The organism is Actinocrispum sp. NPDC049592 (assembly GCF_040675465.1).
Taxonomy (GTDB): domain Bacteria; phylum Actinomycetota; class Actinomycetes; order Mycobacteriales; family Pseudonocardiaceae; genus Kibdelosporangium.
On sequence record NZ_JBFAPA010000023.1, the window covers coordinates 181,453 to 202,987 of the forward strand.

The following is a 21,535-nucleotide window of genomic DNA, read 5'->3' on the forward strand; positions in this document are numbered from 1 at the left end:
CACTAGCCCTTCGCGACCGTGCCGGTGGCCAGTTGCTTGTAGGCCAGATCGAACTGGCCCACGGCCGCTTCGCGGAGCTTGGCGGCGTCGTCGCCGGAGCTGCCGAAGGATTTCTGCAGCAGCGCGACCCCGTCGGCCACGTCCTGGCCGGCCGCGCTGAGGAAGTCGACCTGTCGTGCCTCGAAGGTGTTCTTCTCCTCGTTGACCACGCCGACCTCGCCCACGCCGAGGCTGCTGCGGCCGAGGGTGCGGGCGGCGGTGGTGAACGACTCGAGGGCGGCGCCGCGCAGCTTGGCCTGTTCGGCGGGGTCCTGGGCGAAGGCCGCTTTGCCCAGGTCCAGCAGGCCGTCGTTGATCGACTCGTTGACCCGGCTGAGCGGGTCGGGGTCGCCGAGCTGCTCCCGCCAGTTGATCGCGAGGCCGCACTGCGGGCACTTCCACTTCCAGTCCCAGTCGATGTACACCGGGATCTGCCAGCAGTGCCACACCCACCTGTGCAGCAACGGCTCCCACAGCCGCACACAGATGTACCCGACAGGGGACGCGGACGCCTGCTGGGCCGGCACCGCGAAGGTGACCAGGCCGAGCAGGCCGACCAGGCTGAAGGCGATGCCCCGCAGCCACTTCTTCAGGTGTTTACGCATGTCGCCGTTGGTACGGCGGTGATGTTGCGATCCGGTTGTGGGGGGTGCGTCCAAGTGGACTGCTCAGCTCAGCCGTGCACCGCGAGTTGGATGAGGCGGTGCCAGTCCTGGCCCGTGGTGTGTTCCAAGGACCACACTGCGGTGGTGAGTTCTTCTGCCAGCGCGGCAGGGAGTTTGCTGGTGATGCCCCAGGCCCCAGCCGAGCAGCGTGCCGAGCTGAGCCTCGGTGATCACACCGGTTCCTGGTTCCCGTCGGGACCGTCTGCGGGACAAAATATCCGTGAGGGTCGCGGACAGCGGTTCCGGCGTGGGCAAAGGGACACAGGGCAGGAGGTCGGGTGCGCGGACGGAGATCGACTTCCACGCGGCCGGCCACGTCCTGGAATCGGACAGATGCAGCCGGTCCACCTGCCATCCCGCCAGCGAGCTGAGCGCGTGGAAGTCCTCGTACCCGGCAGCCTCGACGATGTTCACGGTCGCCTCCCAGAGGAACGGATGGGGGAGCGGGTTGAGGCCTTCCGCCGGATCACTGAAGGTCAGCAGCCGGTCGGTCCACCGCCTGTCCACTTCGGACAGGTGCATCGGCTGGAGTCCGGGTACGATCACCTTCACCACCACGGCACCGAGTTCGCGAATGTCCGGTGTGGTCACATCGCGGACGAGGATGTCGCCGCACACGGCGTGGACCGCCCGCACAAGATCCTCGGCGGCTCCCGCCGGAAGCCCGACGCCGTCCCGCGCCTCGTCGAGATAGCCGAGGCGGTCCCGCATCTCCGGCCGGATCCACAGGAACGCGCGTTCCGGATGTGATCCGCCCCCGATCCGCCATCAACTTCTCAGCCACCGTGCGCGCCGTCTTCGCGCGGGCCCGGACCGGCCCGCGAAACGTCACCGCCTCCAGGACCGCGCCGACAGCGGCGTCCGCGACATCGAAGGAGGCCTTGGAACCGACCGTCATCGCCGGTGTGCCGCCCATACGGTCGACCACCCGCGCGGCGATCACCGGCACCGGGAGGTCGAGCGTGTAGTCGAACAGCTCAACGTCCAGGTGGTAGCGGGCGCATTGCCGGACCAGCCCGTCCAGGTCCTTCGAGTCGAAGGCCCGGCTCGGCAGCCGCCGCGGCCGGATCTGCCGATAGTGGTGGATCATCGTCGCATCCCGCTCGATCACCTCGAGCAGTCCACGCAGAATCGCCGGTCCGCGTGCCATTCCGGCCGCGGATCCGGTGGTGAGCGGATCCCGCAGGACGAGTTCGGCGGCATCACACCGCGCTCGACCTTCGACAGGTAGCCATGGCTGTAGTGGACGAGCCGGGCCAGCTCCCGCAGGCTCACCCCTCGCCGCTGCCGCTCCGTCCTGAGCACCGTGCCGAAAGCATCGGCGCGGTCCCCCGCCGCGGCGTCCGACCCCTCGAACGACACTCCCCGTGGTAACGCTCAGCGACCAACCGGTGCAAACGCGCGACGGACCGCGACGACCCGCGTGTCCCACGTTCACCGCCCCCGTGTCCCACATTCACCGACCCCGAAATCCCCGGTGGAGGGAGATTTCGGGGGCTACGAATGTGGGACATGGGGGCCGCGAACGGGGGACACGCGGATGGCTCGTAGGGTGTTCTGTCCGGCCGGGTCGTCGTCGGTTGCCGAGGGGACGAGGACGACGTCGTCCGCGCCCGCCGCGGCGTACTCCTTGATCCGTGCGGCAACTTCGTCGGCGCTGCCGATCAGGCCGACTACCCCGCAGAGATCTGGGGGCACGCGTGCGAGGAGGTCGCTCGGATGCGGTCGGGTCTGGGCGTAGTCGACCAGATCGGCGAAACCCGCTCGCCGGAACATGTCCGAATACCCAGGCGCGGCAAGGTAACCGACGACACCGCGGCGCAGCTGGTCGATGGCCGCCGAACCCGGGTCGACCGCGCACGTGACCCACACCGCGACCCGGGGACAAGGCACGCCGAGTGTCGCGGCCTCGGCGCGCAAGGTGGTGACGAGATCGCGGACCGCGGGCGGGTCGAGCAGGTTCAACACCATCCGGTCCGCATGTTGTGCTGCCACCCGGATCGCCCGGCGCCCGAAGGCGGCGATCACCAGTTCGCTGTGGGGCGCGGGCAGTCGCAGCCGGTATCCGTTGGTGCGCACGACTTCGCCGGGAACGTCGGCTTTCGCGCCGTCCAGCAGCAGCCGGGTCGCCTGCGCGGACTCGGCGAGCGCCTGACCGGAACGACCGCGGTCGCGGCCGTGCCATTGCTCGACCACCACTGGCGAAGACGTTCCGAGGGCCACGGAGACCTCGCGTCCGGTGATGGCGGCGACGGAGGCGGCACCCATCGCGATCATCGCCGGATCCCGGACCGCGACGGCGAACGGCCCGAGCACGAGGCTGGCCTGGCTTAGCTGGGAACCGATGTGGGCACCGAGGGCGAACGCGTCCCAGGTGGCCATCTCGCCGATCCACACCGCGCCGAACCCGAGCGAGTCGGCGATCTTGGCGGTCTGGATGACCTCGTCGGCGGGCCGGTCCTGCCACAACCCGAGGGAGACTTCCAGCCGCGTCATGCGTCGACGAACTCGAACGTGATGCCGGGGATGACATCCGGGCGCAGCTCACCGGCGTCCTCGGCGCGGCGCAGCGTGATGGTCCAGTGGTGGCTGTCCTCGCCGGTGACGAACCGCAGCCGGGGTCCGCCCATGTCGACCACGGCCGGGTCCGCGCCCGGTGTGAGACCCAGGAGGGTATGCCACAGTTCGCCCATCCGCCGCGGATCGGCGACCGGGACCTGGACGGCGACCACGGCGTCGACCGAGGCGTCGGGGGAGGGCTGGGACTGTTCGCCCATGCCGTCCCAGAACCACACATCGGGGTCGGCGATTCCGTCGGCTTCGAGCAGGATCACCGTGTCCTTCGGGTGCAGCTGGACGATCGGGTGGCCGAGGACCTCGCGGTCGAAGATCACCCGCACACCCAGTTCCTGCGCCCGCGCCTTCACTCCGGCGGGATCGGGATGCTGGATGGACAGCGCGTAGCCGCCCCGGCCGCCGATGCGTGCCGTCCAACGGCCCAGGGCGTCAGTGGGGTCGAGGGACGTGACGAGCTGGAGGTAGGACAGGTCGGGCAGGGTGAACGTGTGGTCGGCCATCGCCACCTCGGCCAGCTCGGGATCGTGGAAGCCTTCGCCGAGCCGGAAAGCCGAGCGCAGCGCCTTGGTGTCCGCGTCGATCTCGTTGGTGGCGACGATGACCTGGCGCAGCCGGGCCCAGGTGTCCGATGTGGTCATGGCGGTCTCCCGAGAGCCGGGTGTCGATGGTCCCTCGTTACTACACTAAGCAGTGTTAGAGCGGCAAGCCTACCGGCTGCCTGCCGAGAAAATCGGTGTCTCCCCTTGTGGAGTATGTCCGTTCGAACTACAACTAACAGAGTTGCCGTAGCTCTGGAGGTGGACCGTGGCGTGGTGGCCGATGGTGCTCGCACTGGTGGTCGCGGCCGTCGCGATCTGCGTGCTGATGGGCGTGGTGCTGCTGATCTCGTTGCGGGCGAGGAACTGGTCGATCATCGACACGTTCTGGGGCCTGGGTTTCGTCGTCGTGGCGATCACCTCGTACCTGCTGTCGATCGGTGACGGCGACTCCGGCCGCCGGCTGGTCGCGCTGCTCGTCCCGGCCATCTGGGGTCTGCGGCTCGCCGGATACGTGCATTGGCGCAACCACGGCAAACCCGAGGACCCCCGGTACACCGCCCTGATGCGCCGCCGGACCGGTGCGCTGCTGCCGTACGTGGTCCGCACCATCTTCTGGGCGCAGGGCTGGGTCATGTGGGTCGTGGCGATCCCGATCACCGTGGCCATGTTCGAGGACGCGCCGGTCAACTCCGTGACCTGGATCGGCGTGGGTTTGGCCGCCGTTGGGCTGTTTTTCGAGGCGGTGGGGGACATTCAGCTGTCTCGGTTCCGCGCCGACCCGGCCAACGCGGGCAAGATCATGGACCGCGGCCTGTGGTCGTGGACCCGGCACCCCAACTACTTCGGCGACCTGTGCGTGATGTTCTCGTTCTGGCTGATCGCGTGCGGCACCTGGTTCGGTGTGCTCACCGTGTTCGCGCCGATCGTGATGACCCGAATGCTGATCATGACGACCGGCCTGCGCATGCTCGAACGGCGGCTGGCCAAGACCCGTGGCGCGGACTACGTCGCCTACGCGGCCCGCACCAGCGTCCTGATCCCACGCCCACCCCGCCGCGTGTCCACAAAGGATCATTAGCCCAGCGCCGCCGCTCCGGGCCATCGCGCGAGCGAGCAGCGCCGACGGTGTCATACACCATCGGCGGGCTCACGCATGGCGAGCCGCAGGTCTCGTTTGAGGATCTTGCCGACCGGGTTGCGCGGCAGTTCGGTGCGGACCTCAAGGCGTTCCGGCAGTTTGTACGACGCGATCTCCTGGCGGCTCAGGTGCTCGATCACCTCGGACAGGGTGATGGTCATCCCCGGCCGGGGTGCGACCACCGCGCAGACCCGTTCGCCCAGCACGTCATCCGGGTACCCGACCACGGCGACCTCGGCGACCGCGGGGTGGCTCGCGATCATCGTCTCCAGTTCGGCCGGCGCGATGTTCATGCCGCCGCGGATGATCAGGTCCTTGGCCCGGTCGACATAACGCAGGAACTCGCCGTTCTCGCCGTCGATCACGAACGCATCACCGGTCTTGAGGAAGCCGTCCTCATCGAATGGGCTTGCGGCCCGAGACGCGGGCAGATAACCGGCGAACAGGCTGGGACCCTTGAGGTACAGCTCGCCGGGCTTGCCCGGTTCGGTGACCTCATCGCCGGTGTCCGGGTCGATGAGCTTGACCGTGGTCTTGGCCGCGGCCGGGAACGTCCACTCGCGACCGCCGCCGTACCGCGGGAAGAACCTGGCCCGCTGCGCCGGATCGGTCATCTTGTGCACGTCGGTGACCAACGAGATTCCCTCGTTGGAGCCGAAGAAGTTGATGATCGTGACCCCGTAGCGCTCGTGCCAGCCACGGACCATCCACTCCTGCAACGGAACCGACCCGCTGCCGATCTGTTTCAGCGTCGACAGGTCGGTCCGCGCGAGCAGATCTTCCCTTTGCAGCAACAAAGCCAGCACCGCGGGCGGGGACACCGTGTACGTGATGCCCTCGTCGCGCACCTGGGCGAGGAACACGGCCAGGTCGAACGGATGATGCTGGACCAGCACGCACCCCACCCGCAGCCACGGCAGGAACATCCCGTTGATCCCGGCCATGTTGACCATGGGAAACGGGTTGAGGATCCGCGACGAGTGGTCCAGGCCCGGCGCGAACACGGTGTCGTGGCTCATCACCAGCCACTCGTAGTGCGCCCGTGGCACGCCCTTCGGCCCGCGCTCGGTCCCGGAAGTCCAGCAGATGGTGATGCAGTCGTTGGGGTCCACCGGATGCGCGGCCTCGTACTCCCGCACAGCCAAGGTATCCACTTCGGACATCGCTGGCCGGAGCGGGACCGCGCCGGGGATGTCGGACGGGCCGAAGTACAGGACCGTGCGCAGCGACGGGATGTCGTCGCGCATGCCCAGCACTTCGGCCGCCACCTCTCGTTTGCCCACCCGGTCAGCGGTCAGGAACGCGCCGATCTCCCCGGCCGTGCCCAGTTCCACCACTTCGTGCCGCCGGTACTGGACCGGTAGCGGCGAGACGATCGCCCGGACCCGCCACGCCGCCAGGTAGGCCACGGCCAGCTCGATGGTGTTGGGCAGCTGGACGGCCAGCACGTCGCCCTCGCCGATGCCGTTGGCCAGCAACACCGCCGCCAGCCGGTCGACCTCGTCGTCCACCTCCCGCCAGGTCGCCCGACGCGCGGGCAAGTCGACCAGGTCGGCCTTGTTGGGCGGGTCGACGATCGCCAGTTCGTCGCCGAACTCCCGGACGCGATCGGCGAACAGCTGCTGGACCGTTTCGTCGGTCCACCAGCCTTTGCCGGTGTACTCGGCGATCCGCTCCGGCGGGTGCATACGGCGGGCAGGCATGCTGTGACTCCTGAGTTACTTGCCGGTGATGGTGATCAGGTCGCCGTCGGGCTTGAACCGCTTGTCCGCCGCGCTCCACACCAGGGTCTGGAACGCGTCGAAGCCGACGAGCTCGGTGGGGGTGCTGACCCACTTGATGCCGTTGATCAGCATCGGCGACGCGTAGGTCATGTTGCGGGCCGCCTCGATGACGCTCGCGTGGGTGAGCCCGCTGGGCGAGGCCACGGCCTGCTTGAGGGTGTTGATGGTCAGGTCGGCCTGGACCCAGCCGGCCACGGTGATCGTGTTGTTCCTGTCGTCCGTGGTCACCTGCGACAGGTACTTCCGCACGCCCTCGTCGTTAGCCAGCGCCGGGTCGCTCGGGTCCTTGAGGTACGACGGCAGGACACCGCCGTCGGCGGCCTGGCCGGCAGCGACATACGCGGTGCCGTCGGCGCAGTTGCTCGGGTTCAGCACCATCTTCGGGGTGAACCCGACCCGCGCCATCGCTTGCACGACCGGGCCGCAGTCGTTGGTGATCCCCGCGATGTAGACCACGTCCACCCCGGCCGCCTTGAGCGTGGTGGCGGTGGTGTTCGGGTCGGTGGTCGGCGCGATCGAGGTGATCTGCAGCTTGCTGCCCTTGGCCGCGCTCTGGAACGCGTTGGAGTAGCCCTTGCCAGAGGCGGTCTGGTTCTCGGCGATGCCGACCTTGGCACCGTCCGGGAACCGCTTGAGGATCACGCTCACGTCGTAGCGGGCCTCGGCGTCACCGGCGGGCAGGTACTGGATGGTCCACGGGAACTGGCTGATGTCCCGGTACTGCTGCACCGACGAGCTCGGGTACAGCAGCGGCACACAGGCGGCGTTCTGGTCGTCGGCGATCGCGCCGACCGGGCCGGAGCCGAACGTGATCAGCGAGTCGACCTTGTCGCTCTGCAGGAACTGGGTGGCGTTGGCCTTCGCCTTGTCCGGCGTGTAGGCGTCGTCCTTGAAGCTGACGTCGATCTTGACGCCGTTGACCCCGCCCGCGGCGTTCTCGGCGGCGATGCGGGCTTTGTAGCCGTCCAGCGCGTAGGTCACGACACCGGCGACCGGGCCGGACAGTGGTGCGCTGTAGCCGACCTTCCAGGTGCCTTCGATCTTCTTGGTGGCCGCGGCCGGGTCGTCGCAGGCGGCGGTGTCGGCCTTGAACCCGCCGCTGGCCGCGGCCGGGGACTCGTTGGTGGTGGTTGCCGCGTTGTCCGCGGTCGAGCATCCCGCGGCGGCGAGCATGGCCGCGATGGCGGCGGCAGGCAGCGCGACGGCCGGCCTGAGACGAGGAGTGAACACGGGATGCCCTCTTTTCCTGGCTAATCCTTCTTGTTGAACGGTTTGGGCACGGCGGGGATGACGACGAGCACGCGGCGCACGAGCCGGCCGAGGCCACCGATCACGCCTTCCGGGGCGATGAACACGATGGCGATCAGCACGACGCCGAACAGCACCGCCGCCGCCTGTCCCTGACCGATATCCGAGGTGTAGTAAGGGATGTAGACCACCGCGAGGGCACCGACGATGGGCCCGGACCTGGTCGCCTGGCCGCCGATCACCAGCCCGATCAACAAAGCCACGGCGTTGAGCAGCGTGAACGAGTCGTGCGCGACCAGGCTGGCGAGGTAGATCGCGAACAGACAGCCGCCGACCCCGGTGATCGCCCCGGACACCCCGAACGACATCGTCTTGACCATGGCGACGTTCACCCCGGACGCCGCCGCGGCCAGCTCGTTGTCCCGCGTGGCCACCAGCGCGAGGCCGTAGCGGCTGCGCACGATGTTGTGTACTACCAACATGATCACGAGCAGCAGCACGACCGCCGTCCAGTACAGCCACTGGCCGCGTTCGGCGAGGGTGAACCCGCTCCAGTCCGGCGGCCGCAGCGTGCGCAACCGGATGGTGAGCCCCTGCGCGCCGCCGGTGAGGTCCTCGAACCGGTTGACCACCTCAGGAAACGCGACGCCGAACGCGAGGGTCACCATCGCCAGGTACAGCCCGCGGATCCGGATCGCGGGCAACCCGACAATCAACCCCACCACGAAACACAGCACGAGGGCGACCGGAATCGTGTACTCCGCCTGCCATCCATACCGCACGACGAGCACACCCGTTGTGTAGGCACCCAACCCGAAGAACGCCGAGTGCCCCACCGACACCAGCCCGGCGTACCCCGTGACGATGTTGAGCCCCACGATCGCGATCGCGTAGATCGCCACCCGCGTGAGCTGCCCCTGATCAAACTGCCCGAGCCCACCACCCCAGACGACCACCGCGCCGACGATCGCGAGCCCGACGACGACCATCACCAAGTGCGGCAACGAGTTCCGCCGCACCACCCACGGCAGCCGCTGGGACCTGCGTTCCTTGACCGGCTGGGGGGCGATGGCCGGAGTCGTGTCGTTCACGGGCGCGGCGGTCATACTCGCTCGATTCGGCGGGCACCGAAGATTCCGGTGGGTTTCACGACCAGGACCAGGACGATGATCACGAAGGCGAGGGTGAGCTGGAGTTCGCCGCCGAGGAAGGTGGCGTAGCCGTTGATCATCGACAGGCCGATGCCGACGCTGAGGCCGCCGATGACCGCGCCCTTCACGCTGTCCAGGCCACCCAGCAGAGCAGCTGCGGAGGCGAAGATCAGGATCGGGAAGAACGACGCCAGGTTCAGTTGGTTGGGCGGGAGGGCCGGGACGGCGAGGACTCCGGCGAACGCGCCCAGCGCCGAGGAGATGCCCCAGCTGACGCTCAGTACGAACCCGACCCGGACGCCGGACAGCGCCGCCGATTCGGGGTTGGTGGCCACCGCGCGCATCCGCAGGCCGAGGGAGGTGTGCTTGAACAGCATGGTGAGGCCGAAGACCACGATGATCATCAGGGCGATGATGCCGATGGAGTCGTAGTGCAGCCTGCCGCCGCCGATGGCGATGTAGTCGTTCACGCCGTTGGGCAGCAGGTGGGGGAAGACTTTGTCGTCGGGGCCCCAGATCCAGCCGTCGGCACCGTTGAGCGCGGTGAACAGTCCTAACGCGACGATCAGCACCGCGGTCTCGCTGCGCCTGCGCACCGGCCGGATCAGCAACCGTTCGGTGGCAACGCCCATGCCGAACCCGGCCACGATGGCCACCGCGAGCGCGGCGATCAGCGGCACTCCCTTGGTGGTGCACCACCAGGCCAGGTAGCTGGTGAACAGCGCGAACTCGCCCTGCGCGAAGTTGATCGTCGACGAGCTGCGGAACACCACGACCAGGGCCAGCGCGATGAGCACGTAGAGCGATCCCGCGGTGGCCCCGGCGAACAACCGGTCGAGGAAGATGCCCACACCGCCTCCTTTCGGTCAGTAGCCCAGGTATGCGCGGCGGACGGCGTCGTTGTCGCTGAACTCGCCCGCCGGCCCGCCGGCCGCGACCGTGCCGACTTCCAGCAGGTACACGCGGGCGGCGATGTCCAGCGCCAGCTCGGCGTTCTGCTCGACGAGCAGCAACGCCGTGCCGTCCTCGGTGTTGAGGCCCCGCAACACGTCGAACAGGCCCTGGACGATGACCGGGGCGAGGCCGAGGCTGATCTCGTCGCACAGCAACAGCCTGGGACGGGCCATCATCGCCCGCGCGATGGCGAGCATTTGCTGTTCACCGCCGGAAAGCGTGCCGGCGAGCTGGTCGCGGCGCTGCCCCAGCACCGGGAACACCGAGTACCAGGTGTCGATGTCCTTGCTGTCCCGGCGAGTGGTGGCCCCGACGCGCAGATTGTCCTGCACGGACAGGTCGGTGAGCGTGCCGCGCCCCTGCGGCACCAGGCTGACGCCCAGCCGCAGCATCGCGTCCGGGGTCGCGTCCCGGCACAACCGGCCGTCCACCGTTATCTCGCCGGTGTGCGGGATGAGGCCGGAAATGGCGCGCAGCAAGGTGGTCTTGCCCGCGCCGTTCGCGCCGAGCACCACCACGACCTCGCCGGGCGCCACCTCGAGATCGATCCCGTGCAGCACCGCCGCGGAGCCATATCCCGCGCGCAGGCCGCGCACGCCCAGCAGCGCGGTCATGCCGCCCGCCCCAGGTAGGAGGCGACGACCTCGGGGCAGCGCTGGACCTCGTCCGGGGTGCCGTCGGCGATCACCTTGCCGAAGTCCATCGCCACGACGTGGTCGGAGATCCCCATCACCAGGCCCATGTGGTGTTCGACGAGCAACACGCTGAACCCGAACTGGCGGCGCAGCCGCACGATCAGCTCGCCGAGGTCGTGCACCTCCGAGTGGGTGAGGCCGCCCGCGGGTTCGTCGAGCAGCAGCAGCGACGGGCGGCTCATCAACGCACGGGCCAGTTCGACGCGCTTGAGCGTGCCGAACGGAAGGCCCTGCGCGGGGCGGTGGGCGACGTCGGTGAGGTCGAGTTCCTCGAGCAGCCACCACGCCTCGGACTCCAGGCGGCGCCGTGCCGCCCGGCCGCCCGGCCAGCTGATCATCGCGCCCAGCAACCGGGGTGTGTCACGGGAGTGACCGCCGACGACCGTGTTGTCCATGACCGTCAGCGAGCCGAACAGGGCGAGGTTCTGGAACGTCCGGGCGACGCCACTGTGGACGATCCGGTGCCGCCGCAGCGCGAGCAGATCCGTGCCGTCGAACCGGATCGAGCCGGAGTCCGGCCGGTAGACCCGGGTGACGCAGTTGAACAACGACGTCTTGCCCGCCCCGTTCGGCCCGATCAGGCCGCAGATCTCGTTGTCGGCCACGGTCAGGCCGGCCTGGTTGAGCGCGGTGACCCCGCCGAACCGAAGCAGTAGTTCGCGGACTTCCAGCACTGGCTCACCTCCCGGTCCGGGACAGGCCTGGGACACAAAACGCGCCCGTCGCCGGCGGTCCGGCGGCGTCGCCGTACTTCAGTTAGCAGTGTTGAGATTCATACAACACGGTTCGATCCGGGTCAACGCCCCGACGCCTTTTCGTTGCCCAACCAGAATGAACCTAGGTTCTCAACGCTGTTAGTTGTAGTGTCGAAGGCACGGCTGGAGCCAGGCGCAGGCTATGGTTCGACTGGGCACACGATCTGGGACCATGGCCCGAACGCCGGCTCGCCGGGCGGCAGGACCCGGCGCAGTTGTTGCACGGAGCCAAGTTCCCGGACGACCCGGTGTACTACGACAACTGGCGTTCGGGAAGGGAGTGACGATGACGGCGGTCGAAGGATGCGTCGCGCTGGTGACCGGGGGCAACCGGGGCATCGGCGAGGCGTTCGTCCAGGAACTGCTTTCCCTTGGAGCGCAACGCGTCTACTGCGCCGCTCGCAAGGTCGCGGACATCCCGGCGGAGCTGACCGGGGCGGGCGCGATCCCGGTCGAGCTGGACATCACCGACGAGGCCCAGGTCGCCACCGCGGCCGCAGGGTGCCCGGATGTGACTGTGCTGGTGAACAACGCCGGTCTGCACGGCCGCGAACGGCTGGTGCTCACCGAACATCCCGAGGTCGCCCGCCAGGAGATGGAAGTCAACTACTTCGGCACCCTGAACATGATCCGCGCGTTCGCCCCGGTGCTCGGCGCGAACGGCGGCGGCGCGATCGTCAATGTACTGTCGGTGGCCGGTGCGTTCCCGACCGCGTTCATGGGTGGGTACTCACCGGCCAAGTCGGCGGCCTTGTTCCTGTCCACCATCGCACGCGCCGAGCTGGAACCCCAGCACACCACCGTGACCGCGTTGATCGTCGGCTCGGTGGACACCCGGATGGCCGACCATGTCCAGGGAACCAAGGAGAACCCGAGGGACATCGCGTCGATCGGCTTGCGCGCCATGGCCCGCGGCGAGCGAACCATCGACACCGACCGGATGGCCGTCGAGGCCAGGGCCCGGTACGCGCTCGACCCGGTGCGCTGGGAACAAGGCATGGCCAAAGTCCTGAACTCCGGCGATCTTTCCACCGGGCGGCGCGGGAAATGACCTACCGGATCGTGCAGTGGGCCACCGGGTCGATTGGAAAGACGTGCCTGCGGGCGGTTCTGGACTCGCCGGACTGCGAGCTGGCCGGGCTGTACGTCTACAGCGACCGGAAACTGGGCCGGGACGCCGGGTCGATCGCCCGCCGCCCGGACACCGGCGTGCTCGCCACCAACGACATCGAGGACATCCTCAGGCTCGACGCGGACGTGGTGATCCACACCGCGCGCCTGCAACTGCCGTACGAGTTGCACGACAACGACATCTGCCGGTTGCTGCGCTCAGGCAAGAACGTGATCACCACGGCGGGCCAGCACTACCCGTGGGCGCACGGCCCCGAGCGCGCCGAGATGTTCCTGGATGCCTGTCATGCCGGTGGCACAAGCCTCTACGGCGCCGGGGTCAGCCCGGGTTTCGTCGGTGAACGGCTCGCGCTCACCCTGGCGAGCGCGGCGCTGGAACTGGACGCGATCGTGATCGACGAGGTGTTCGACGCCAGCGGCATGCTCAGCCCGGACTTCGTGTTCACCGTGATGGGTATGGGAACCGACCCGGCCCAGACCGACCTGATGACCGGTCCATTGCCCGAGCTGTACCGGAAGCTGTACTCGGAGACGTTGTGCTTCATGGCCGACAGCCTCGGCCTCACCGGGTACACAGTGGACAGTGACCACCACCTCGAACTGGCGGCTGAGGATCTCACCGTCCGCGCGGGCACCATCCGCAAGGCAACCGTCGTGGCAACGGAATGGCGCTGGCACGTGGTCACCGACGGCCGCCGCAGGCTGAGCCTGTCGATCATCTGGACGATGGACCCCACGTTGCCGCGTTATGCCGGACGCCCGCACTGGCAGCTGCGGATGACCGGCAAACCCGAACTGACCATGTCCCTCGACCTGCACGACCCGGTCGGCGCCGAAGTGATGACCACCGGCGGCCAGTACGTCGTCGCCGGACTCGTGCTGCGCGCGATCCCGGTCGTCGTGGCGGCGGACCCCGGGATCGTCACGCCGTACGTGTTCGCGCCCTACCAGGCCTGATCAACCCGCCGACGCTTGTTCGTCCGTGTCGCGTTCGACCTGGACGGACGCGCCGCGCAGGCGTTCGCCGCACTGGCTGCAGATCAGCCGCGGGTGGAAGGCGCGGCGGCACTTGGTGTGCGTCAGGCGCATCGCCGGGCCTTCGGGCGCCTGGAACCAGCGGTGGCCCCACTCGATCACCGTGGCCAGCACCGGGAAGAACGCGCGGCCCTTCTCCGTCAGGTGGTAGATGACCCAGTCCGGGCGCTGCGGGTTCGGCGCGGCGACCAGCACGCCGATGTCGCAGAAGGTGCGCAGCCGCTCGGCCACGATCGTGGGCGGGGCGCCCATCCGCTGCTCGAACTCGCCGAACCTGGTGGCGCCCATGAAGGCCGCGCCCAGCAGTGCGGTGGACCAGCGGTTGCCGATCAGCGCCATGGTCTGGGTGACCAGCTCGGTCGGCCGGCTGCCGGAGTGCGCCCGCCGCCGGGTCACGCCGGTGGGGATGCTGCGTTCCCAGCCGCCGCTCGGTCCGAACCTGCCCTGCACGTCACGGGGTTCGGTGACCTCGTCGCAGGCCTCGCAGGACAGCAGCGGGCTGAAGATCTCCCCGCACTTGCCGTGCCGCATCCGCGGCAGGTGCTCCTCCGGGTCGTTCACCCAGTTCTGCTCCCACGCCCACATGGTCAGCAGGATCGGCCACATCTGCCGGCCGCGCGGGGTGAGCCGGTAGTACTGGCGCGGCGGGCGCGAGTCGTACCGGACCCGCTGCATGATGTCCGCCTTGACCAGCCGCGCCAGCCGCGCGGTGAGCGTCGAGCTGGAGATCGGCCCGGCGTTGAGCCACTCGTTGTACTGGGTGAGTCCCTCGTTCAACGCCAGCTGCACGATCCAGAGCGTCCACTCGTCGCCGACGATGCCGTTGCTGACGGCGATCGCGTTGGGGCCGCCCGCCTCCAGGAGGGTGACGCCGCCGGACGTGTTCGGGTCCATCAATGTCCTCAACTGACCGCAGGTGTGGGATCCGGTTGCGATTATGCCCGGACGAACGAGAACCGCACGCCGCACCGGGTGTCCTCTCAGAATCGGTCGCGCGGGACCTTGCCGACCGAGTTGCGCGGCAGTTCGGCGGCGAAGTTCTGGAAGGCGGCCTGCGCCTCGGGGAACTCGCGCGGCCCGGCTTCGCGGCTGCGCGCGATCAGGTCGGTCAGCTCGCCGGGCGTGACCGGGCCGCTGGGCAACGCGACCGTGCCCCACTCGACCGCGCTGGCCACCCGCAACCCGCCGCCGGCGCTGACCAGCACCTGCCCGTTCACCGTCGACTCCGGGTCGACGAGAGCGGTCACGAGCGGGCCGACGGCCTCGGGCGGCAGCGAGCCCTGCAGGTCGCTGGGCATGCCCGCGGCGGTCATCTGGGTGGTCGCGTAGGGCAGGACGATGTTGGTGAGCACGTTCCGGCGTTCGCCTTCGACCGCGATCGCCCGGCCCAGCGCGATGAGCGCGCCTTTGCTTGCCGAGTATGCGGAAGCGGTGGGTTCGCCGTGCAGGCCTGCCGTCGAGGAGACGAACACGATCCGGCCGAACCCGGCCTCGCGCATGTGTTTGCTGCACAGCATGGCGATGTGCGCGCTGCCGCCGAGGTTGGCGGCGATCACCGCGTCGAACCGTTCCGGGGTGGACTTGTGGAACATCGCCGGATCGGCCACGGCGGCGCTCGTCACCAGGAAATCCAGGCGCCCGAACGTGTTCAGCGCGGTGTCCAGCATGGACTGAGCCGCGTCGGGATCGGCGACGTCGCCGGTCTCGGCCACCGCCGAACCACCGGCCGCGAGGATCTCGTCGACCACCCGTTGAGCCGCGCCTTCGCCGGTCCGGTCCCGGTTGTTGACCACGACATGGGCTCCGGCGGCCGCCAGGCCGAGCGCGAACGCCCGGCCGAGCCCCTTGCCGCCGCCGGTGACGATCCCGGCCCGGCCCGCCAGCCTCGTCACGGGGTCACCCGCTCGACCAGGACGGCCACGCCGAGACCGGCCGCCCCGCTGACCGCGGCCACGCCGTAGCGGCCACCACGCCGTTCCAGCTCGTCAACGCACTGGCCGACCAGGATCGCGCCGGTGGCGCCGAACGCGTGCCCCATGGCGATGGTGCCGCCGTTGGGGTTCATCCGGTCCGGCCCGGCATCCAGGTCACGGCGGAACCGCAGGCACAACGCGCCGAACGCCTCGGCGAACTCGAACACGTCGATGTCCGACGGCGTCAGCCCGGCCTTCGCGATCACCCGCTCCACGGCGTCCTGCCCGGCGGTCAGCATGATCACCGGGTCGGTGCTGGTGGTCGCGCTCGCCACGATCCGGGCGCGGACCGGCAGGCCCAGCCGCTGGCTCGTCTCGGCCGTGCCGAGCAGCAGCAACGCGGCCGCGTCGGCGAGGGCGGGAGAGGTGCCCACGGTGTGCAGGTGCTTGATCTCGCCGGCCTCGGGGTGCGCGCTGAGCGCGATGTCGTCCTGGCCGGACGCGCCCAGCTCGGCGAACGCGGGCGGCAGCGCGGCCTGCGACTCCATGGTGGTCTGCGGCCGGATCAGCTCGTCGCGGGTGAACTCACCGCCGTACGGCAGCGGCACGGGGATGACACTGTTCTCGTAGAACCCGGCATCCCAGGCGGCGGCCGCCTTGGTCTGCGTCTCGACCCCGTAGGCGTCCAGTTCCTCGCGCCCGAAGCCCTCGATGGTGACGTTCAGGTCCGCGGCGATGCCCATGTGCACCGAGCCGATTCGCCAGACCACGTCCTTGTTGGTCCACAGTGGACCACCGTCGGCGAACATCGGCACCCGCGAGACGCTCTCCACCCCGCCCGCGACCGCGAGGTCGATGTCCCCGGCGCGGATCCGGGCCGCGGTCTGGGCCACCGCGTCCACGCCGGACGCGCAGAACCGGTTCAGCGTGACGCCGGGGACGTCCGGGCCCCAGCCGGCCAGCAGGACCGACGTGCGGGCGAGGTTCGCGCCCTGGTCGCCGACCTGCGCGCTGTTGCCGATGGTCACGTCGTCCACTTGGGACGGATCGATGCCGGTCCGCGTCACCAGCGCGTTCTCCAGCAGCACGAGGGCGTCGAGCGGGCTGAGGTGGTGCATCGAGCCCTTGGCCGAGCCTTTGCCGCGTGGGGTGCGGACGTAGTCGAGCACATACACCGATGCCGTGGTCACTCTGTTAGTTGTAGCTTCTCGGCGATACGTTGACAAGAACCGAGCCGGTCAGGGCGCCGGGAAAGCGTGGCCAACCTGGGAAGTCCGCTCGTCCGGCGATTGACCCCCAACTCTGTTTGTTGTAGTAATAAGTGGTCAACATCCCGGCCCGGGAGGCTTGTCGTGACGACTACGTCCAGCTCCGTCGCCGGCGGGTACCAGACCGACTTCGCACGCAACACCGTGCGTGAGGGCCTGACCATCGCCGACGTGTTCACCGAGACCGTCCAGCACACCCTGGAGCACGCGCGGATCCCCGCGGCCCACATCGGTGTCATCCACGTCGGCAACGCCTTCGGCCAGCTGTTCACCGGGCAGGGCCAGCTCGGGGCGATGCCCGCCACGGTCGAACCGGCCCTCTGGGGCGTCCCGGCGGTCCGGCACGAGGCCGCGTGCGCGTCCGGGTCGATGGCGATCCTCGGCGCGATGGCCGACCTGGAGTCCGGCCGCTACGACGTCGCCCTGGTGCTCGGCGCCGAGATCGAGAAGACGGTGGACGGCGAGCTGGGCGCCAAGTACCTCGGCGCCGCCGCCTGGATCGGCCAGGAGGGCCAGACGGCGACGTTCATGTGGCCGCACATGTTCGACCTGCTCGCCGACGAGTACGACCGCCGCTACGGCCTGGACGACCGGTACGTGCGCGCGATCGCCGAGCTGAACGTGCGCAACGCCAGGAGCAACCCGAACGCCCAGACCCGCGGCTGGAAGTTCACCCCGGAGAGCTTCACCGACGACGACACCGCCAACCCGCCGGTGGAAGGCCGCATCCGGCGGACGGACTGCAGCGCGATGACCGACGGGGCGGCCGGGGTCATGCTGGTCAGCGACCGCTACCTGGCCGCGCACCCGGACATCGCCGCACGCCCGAGGGCGGTGCTGGCCGGCTGGGGACACCGCACGGTCGGCCTGTCCATGCAGCAGAAACTCGACCGCTCGGCGGGCGAGCCCTACGTCCTGCCGCACGTCCGGCAGACCGTCCTGGACGCGTTCGTCCGGGCCGGGGTCGCGGACGTGGACCAGCTCGACCTGATCGAGACGCATGACTGCTTCTCGATGAGCGAGTACGCCGCCATCGACCACTTCGGCATCACCGGCCCCGGCGAGAGCTGGAAGGCGGTGGAGAACGGGGAGCTGGAGATCGGCGGCCGGATCCCGGTGAACCCCGGCGGCGGGCTGATCGGCGGCGGCCACCCGGTCGGCGCGACCGGCGTGCGGATGGTGCTCGACGCGTACAAGCAGGTCACCGGCACGGCCGGGAACTACCAGGTGGCCGGGGCGCGCACCGCGGCCACGCTGAACATCGGCGGCAGCACGACCACGTGCGCCAGCTTCGTGGTCAAGGGGGCTTGATGGACATCGAGGTGCTCGGCCGGGCGCTGACGACCCTGCCGCCGGACGACGACCACCCGTACCGCACCGGGCCGTGGCGCCCGCAGCAGGTCGAGCGGGCGGCCTCGGAGCTGGAGGTCAGTGGCGAGATCCCGGCCGACCTGGACGGCGTGTACCTGCGCAACACCGAGAACCCGGTGCACCCGGCGGTCGAGGTCTACCACCCGTTCGACGGCGACGGGATGGTCCACGCGGTCGGCTTCCGGGGCGGGAAAGCGTTCTACCGCAACAGATTCGTCCGGACCGACGGGTTCGTCGCGGAACAGGAGGCCGGGCACGCGCTGTGGTCCGGCCTGGCCGAGGACCCGCGCAACTCGCCCACCCAGACCGGCTGGGGCGCGCGCGGCCGGATGAAGGACGCCTCCAGCACGGACATCGTGCTGCACAACGGGGTCGCGCTGACCAGCTTCTACCAGTGCGGCGACCTGTACCGGCTCAGCCCGACCACCCTGGAGACCCTCGGCAAGGCCACCTGGCACGGCCGGTTCCCCAGTGACGTAGGGGTTTCCGCGCACCCGAAGTTCGACGAGCGCACCGGCGAGCTGATGTTCTTCAACTACAGCACCGAAGCGCCGTACATGCACTACGGCGTGGTCGACGCCCAGGACAACCTCGTCACCTACATCGACGTGCCACTGCCAGGGCCGCGCCTGCCGCACGACATGGCGTTCACCGAGAACTACGCGATCCTCAACGACCTCCCGCTGTTCTGGGCGCCCGAGGCGCTGGCACAGGGCAAGTACGCGGCCCGGTTCCACCCGGACATGCCGAGCCGGCTCGCGGTCATCCCCCGGCACGGCACCACCGCGGACATCCGGTGGTTCGAGGCCGACCCGACCTACGTGCTGCACTGGACCAACGCCTACGAGCAGGGCGACGAGATCGTCCTGGAGGGCTTCTTCCAGACCAACCCCGAGCCGCCGTCCGGCGGCGGCACGCTCTACCAGCGGATGTTCCGGTTCCTGGACAACGACCAGCTCGGCCCTCGGTTGCACCGCTGGCGGCTGAACCTGACCACCGGGCTGTGCAAGGAGGAGCGGCTCAGCGGCGTCACCAGCGAGTTCGGCATGATCAACCAGCGGCACGCCGGCCTGCCGCACCGCTACAGCTACGCGGCGACCTCCCCGGCGGGCTGGTTCCTGTTCGACGGCCTGGTCAAACACGACTCGCTGACCGGGACCGAGGAGCGCTACCCGTTCGGCGAGGGCGTGTTCGGCAGCGAGGCCGCGATGGCGCCCCGGGCCGGGTCGGTTTCCGAGGACGACGGCTACCTGGTGACCATCACGTCCGACATGAACCGGGACCTGTCCGAGTGCCTGGTGTTCGTGGCGAGTGACCTGGCCGCCGGGCCGGTCGCCCGGATCCGGCTGCCGGAACGGGTCAGCAGCGGAACGCACTCCACGTGGGCGCCGGGCTCGCTGATCGCCGGGTGGGACTCGGCGGAGGATCCCGCCGCCGCGGCCGGGTTGTAGACCATGGCGACCTTCCGGGCGACAGCGTTGTTCCCGCCGGTCGACTTGCGGGTCGAGTCCCGTGTGGACGGATCGCTCGTGCTGTCCGTGCCGCCGGTGGCCTCTGGTACGCCGGACACGCTCGCCGGGCGGCTCGCTGTCCAGGCGAAAGCGTTGGGCGACAAGACATTGATCGCCGCCCGGGACGACACGGGGGAGTGGGCACAGCACAGCTACGCGTCAGTGCACGAGACCGCGGGCCGGATCGCCGGGTGGTTCGCCTCGCGGCCGGGCGAGGACCGGGTACTGATCGTCACCGGGAACTCGGTCCCGCACGCGTTGCTGACCTTCGGCGCTGCGGCCGCAGGCGTGCCGATCTGCCCGGTGAGCGCCCAGTACGCGCAGTCGCCGACGGGGGAGTACGGGCGGCTGCGCAACGTGATCGACATCGTCAAGCCCACGGTCGTGTTCGCCGAGGTGGTCGCGCCGATCGCCGACGCCATGCGCGCGGTCCTGCCCGGCTCCATCACGTTGATCTGCACGGATCCGGCCGCGTGGCCCGGGGCGGTCGACTGGTCCGATGTGGTCGGTCACCCGGCGCCGCCGGACATCGCCGACCGGATCGCGGCCCTGGATCCGCGGACTCCGTTGCGGTACATGGCGACTTCGGGTTCGACCGGTCTGCCGAAGATCGTGGTGCAGACTAACCTGATGTGGTGCAGCCTGTTCGATGGCGCGAGCCACGTCCTCGGTGAGGCCTCGGGCTGGCGAGTGCGCACAATGGACTGGATGCCGTGGAGCCATGTCGCCGGCGCCAGCGTGCTGATCGGCACCATGCTGAACGGCGGTTCGTTCTACTTGGACGAAGGCAGGCCGACACCCGAGCTCTTCGGCGCCACTCTGCGCAATATCGCCGAAGTCCAGCCGTTGTTCTTCGCCAACGTGCCGTACGCGTTCGGCATGCTGTGCGACGCCATCGAGCAGGATCCTGTTCTGCGGGAACGGTTCTTCGAGCACCTGCAGCTGTGCCTGTACGGCGGCGCCGGTCTGCCGCAGCCGGTGTACGACCGGTTCCAGCGGCTGGCCGAGCAGACCATTGGCGAGCGGGTCATGTTCACCACCGGTTACGGCTGTACCGAGGCCACCGCGGGGATCATGACGATCTCCTGGCCCACCACGGAAGTCGGCGTCGGACTGCCCGTTCCCGGGCTCGAGGTCAAGCTCGTGCCGTTGGACGAGGAACGCTACGAAGCCAGGTTCCGCGGCGACTGCGTCATGCCGGGCTATCTCGACAATCCGACGGCGAACGCGGAATGCTTTGACAGCGAGGGCTTCTACCGCAGCGGGGACGCGCTGGCCTTCCACGACCGGGCGAGACCCGAGCGGGGCATGGTGTTCGCGGGCCGGCTGGCCGAGGAGTTCAAGCTGATCACCGGCAGCTTCGTCCAAGGTGGACAGGTCCGCGCCGACCTGCTCGCCCGTACCAGCCCGGTGGTGCTGGATGCCCTCATCTGCGGCGAGGGACACGACGAGATCGGCGTCCTGCTCTGGCTGAACCCGTCCGGATGCGTTGTGGCACTGGGACAGGACGCGACCGAAGCGCAGATCCTCGACTGGCTGCGTGAGCGCGTCCCTGCCGGGCACAGTGCCACTACCCGGATCGCGCGTTTCGCCGTGCTGACCGAACCGCCGAACGTCGACGCCGGGGAACTGTCGGACAAGGGCTCGATCAACCAGTCGATCGCGTTGCGGCGTCGTCGTGTGGACGTGGAACGGTTGTACGCCAACGGTCCTGGGGTTCAGGTCCTGCCGCGCTGAAGACGCCCGGCCGCCAGAAGCGAC

20 protein-coding genes and 1 pseudogene are annotated in these 21,535 nt (G+C 69.2%); 6 read left to right on the plus strand and 15 right to left on the minus strand.

All coding sequences use genetic code 11. The annotated features are described in order from the left end of the window. Window positions 1-2: 2 nt before the first annotated feature. The 6 genes and pseudogenes from AB0J95_RS43460 to AB0J95_RS43485 form a co-directional block, all read right to left on the minus strand. Window positions 3-644: a hypothetical protein gene (locus tag AB0J95_RS43460; RefSeq protein ID WP_364771424.1), complete on the minus strand. Its 642-nt coding sequence runs from the start codon at window positions 642-644 to the stop codon at window positions 3-5. A gap of 63 nt (window positions 645-707) precedes the next feature. Next, window positions 708-1,466 (minus strand): YcaO-like family protein, encoded by a 759-nt coding sequence (locus AB0J95_RS43465; RefSeq protein ID WP_364771547.1) that lies wholly within the window; start codon window positions 1,464-1,466, stop codon window positions 708-710. Window positions 1,467-1,542: 76 nt separating this feature from the next. After that, window positions 1,543-1,854 (minus strand): annotated as a pseudogene (locus AB0J95_RS43470) (YcaO-like family protein); the annotation flags it as partial. Then, window positions 1,812-2,066: a helix-turn-helix transcriptional regulator gene (locus AB0J95_RS43475; RefSeq protein ID WP_364771426.1), complete on the minus strand. Its 255-nt coding sequence runs from the start codon at window positions 2,064-2,066 to the stop codon at window positions 1,812-1,814. The pseudogene AB0J95_RS43470 and the gene AB0J95_RS43475, both read right to left, overlap by 43 nt. A 135-nt stretch (window positions 2,067-2,201) precedes the next feature. Continuing rightward, entirely contained in the window at window positions 2,202-3,200 is a 999-nt protein-coding gene (locus AB0J95_RS43480; RefSeq protein WP_364771428.1) for an LLM class F420-dependent oxidoreductase, read from the minus strand. Next, window positions 3,197-3,919, minus strand: a complete 723-nt coding sequence (locus AB0J95_RS43485; protein ID WP_364771430.1) for a hypothetical protein — start codon at window positions 3,917-3,919, stop codon at window positions 3,197-3,199. The genes AB0J95_RS43480 and AB0J95_RS43485 overlap by 4 nt, the downstream gene beginning before the upstream one ends. 166 nt (window positions 3,920-4,085) lie before the next feature. On the opposite strand from AB0J95_RS43485, the gene AB0J95_RS43490 reads away from it, so the two are divergent. Continuing rightward, entirely contained in the window at window positions 4,086-4,898 is an 813-nt protein-coding gene (locus AB0J95_RS43490; protein ID WP_364771432.1) for a DUF1295 domain-containing protein, read from the plus strand. A 50-nt stretch (window positions 4,899-4,948) separates the two neighbouring features. On the opposite strand, the gene AB0J95_RS43495 is transcribed toward AB0J95_RS43490, so the two are convergent. Genes AB0J95_RS43495 through AB0J95_RS43520 form a run of 6 tightly spaced genes read right to left on the minus strand, consistent with a single transcriptional unit; the run spans window position 4,949 to window position 11,464 of the window. Next, on the minus strand, window positions 4,949-6,661 hold the full coding sequence (locus AB0J95_RS43495; RefSeq protein WP_364771434.1) for a class I adenylate-forming enzyme family protein: 1,713 nt from the start codon (window positions 6,659-6,661) through the stop codon (window positions 4,949-4,951). 15 nt (window positions 6,662-6,676) lie between these two features. After that, entirely contained in the window at window positions 6,677-7,972 is a 1,296-nt protein-coding gene (locus AB0J95_RS43500) for an ABC transporter substrate-binding protein (protein ID WP_364771436.1), read from the minus strand. Between the two features lie 20 nt (window positions 7,973-7,992). After that, window positions 7,993-9,096, minus strand: a complete 1,104-nt coding sequence (locus AB0J95_RS43505; RefSeq protein ID WP_364771438.1) for a branched-chain amino acid ABC transporter permease — start codon at window positions 9,094-9,096, stop codon at window positions 7,993-7,995. Next, the gene (locus tag AB0J95_RS43510) at window positions 9,093-9,992 is read right to left on the minus strand and encodes a branched-chain amino acid ABC transporter permease (protein WP_364771440.1); all 900 of its coding nucleotides are present in this window, start codon (window positions 9,990-9,992) and stop codon (window positions 9,093-9,095) included. The genes AB0J95_RS43505 and AB0J95_RS43510 overlap by 4 nt, the downstream gene beginning before the upstream one ends. A 15-nt stretch (window positions 9,993-10,007) precedes the next feature. Then, window positions 10,008-10,709: an ABC transporter ATP-binding protein gene (locus AB0J95_RS43515; protein ID WP_364771442.1), complete on the minus strand. Its 702-nt coding sequence runs from the start codon at window positions 10,707-10,709 to the stop codon at window positions 10,008-10,010. Next, window positions 10,706-11,464 carry an ABC transporter ATP-binding protein gene (locus tag AB0J95_RS43520; protein ID WP_364771444.1) on the minus strand — a complete coding sequence of 253 codons (759 nt, stop codon included), beginning with the start codon at window positions 11,462-11,464 and terminating at the stop codon, window positions 10,706-10,708. The genes AB0J95_RS43515 and AB0J95_RS43520 overlap by 4 nt, the downstream gene beginning before the upstream one ends. A gap of 367 nt (window positions 11,465-11,831) precedes the next feature. On the opposite strand from AB0J95_RS43520, the gene AB0J95_RS43525 reads away from it, so the two are divergent. Beyond that, on the plus strand, window positions 11,832-12,596 hold the full coding sequence (locus tag AB0J95_RS43525; RefSeq protein WP_364771446.1) for an SDR family oxidoreductase: 765 nt from the start codon (window positions 11,832-11,834) through the stop codon (window positions 12,594-12,596). Continuing rightward, on the plus strand, window positions 12,593-13,633 hold the full coding sequence (locus tag AB0J95_RS43530; protein ID WP_364771448.1) for a hypothetical protein: 1,041 nt from the start codon (window positions 12,593-12,595) through the stop codon (window positions 13,631-13,633). The genes AB0J95_RS43525 and AB0J95_RS43530 overlap by 4 nt, the downstream gene beginning before the upstream one ends. Here the strand turns inward: AB0J95_RS43530 and AB0J95_RS43535 are convergent, their stop codons facing one another. The 3 genes from AB0J95_RS43535 to AB0J95_RS43545 all read right to left on the minus strand — a co-directional run bounded on the left by AB0J95_RS43535 (window position 13,634) and on the right by AB0J95_RS43545 (window position 16,814). Further along, the gene (locus AB0J95_RS43535; RefSeq protein WP_364771450.1) at window positions 13,634-14,605 is read right to left on the minus strand and encodes a helix-turn-helix domain-containing protein; all 972 of its coding nucleotides are present in this window, start codon (window positions 14,603-14,605) and stop codon (window positions 13,634-13,636) included. Window positions 14,606-14,691: 86 nt separating this feature from the next. After that, complete coding sequence (locus AB0J95_RS43540; protein ID WP_364771452.1) at window positions 14,692-15,603, minus strand: SDR family NAD(P)-dependent oxidoreductase; 912 nt, start codon at window positions 15,601-15,603, stop codon at window positions 14,692-14,694. Then, the gene (locus AB0J95_RS43545) at window positions 15,600-16,814 is read right to left on the minus strand and encodes an acetyl-CoA C-acyltransferase (RefSeq protein WP_364771454.1); all 1,215 of its coding nucleotides are present in this window, start codon (window positions 16,812-16,814) and stop codon (window positions 15,600-15,602) included. Before AB0J95_RS43545 ends, AB0J95_RS43540 begins: the two co-directional genes overlap by 4 nt. A 162-nt stretch (window positions 16,815-16,976) precedes the next feature. On the opposite strand from AB0J95_RS43545, the gene AB0J95_RS43550 reads away from it, so the two are divergent. Genes AB0J95_RS43550 through AB0J95_RS43560 form a run of 3 tightly spaced genes read left to right on the plus strand, consistent with a single transcriptional unit; the run spans window position 16,977 to window position 21,511 of the window. After that, a complete protein-coding gene (locus AB0J95_RS43550) occupies window positions 16,977-18,203 on the plus strand; it encodes an acetyl-CoA acetyltransferase (RefSeq protein ID WP_364771456.1) in 1,227 nt (408 codons plus the stop codon). Then, on the plus strand, window positions 18,203-19,714 hold the full coding sequence (locus AB0J95_RS43555; protein ID WP_364771458.1) for a carotenoid oxygenase family protein: 1,512 nt from the start codon (window positions 18,203-18,205) through the stop codon (window positions 19,712-19,714). The genes AB0J95_RS43550 and AB0J95_RS43555 overlap by 1 nt, the downstream gene beginning before the upstream one ends. Window positions 19,715-19,717: 3 nt before the next feature. Beyond that, window positions 19,718-21,511: an AMP-binding protein gene (locus AB0J95_RS43560; protein ID WP_364771460.1), complete on the plus strand. Its 1,794-nt coding sequence runs from the start codon at window positions 19,718-19,720 to the stop codon at window positions 21,509-21,511. The last annotated feature ends 24 nt before the right edge of the window (window positions 21,512-21,535 follow it).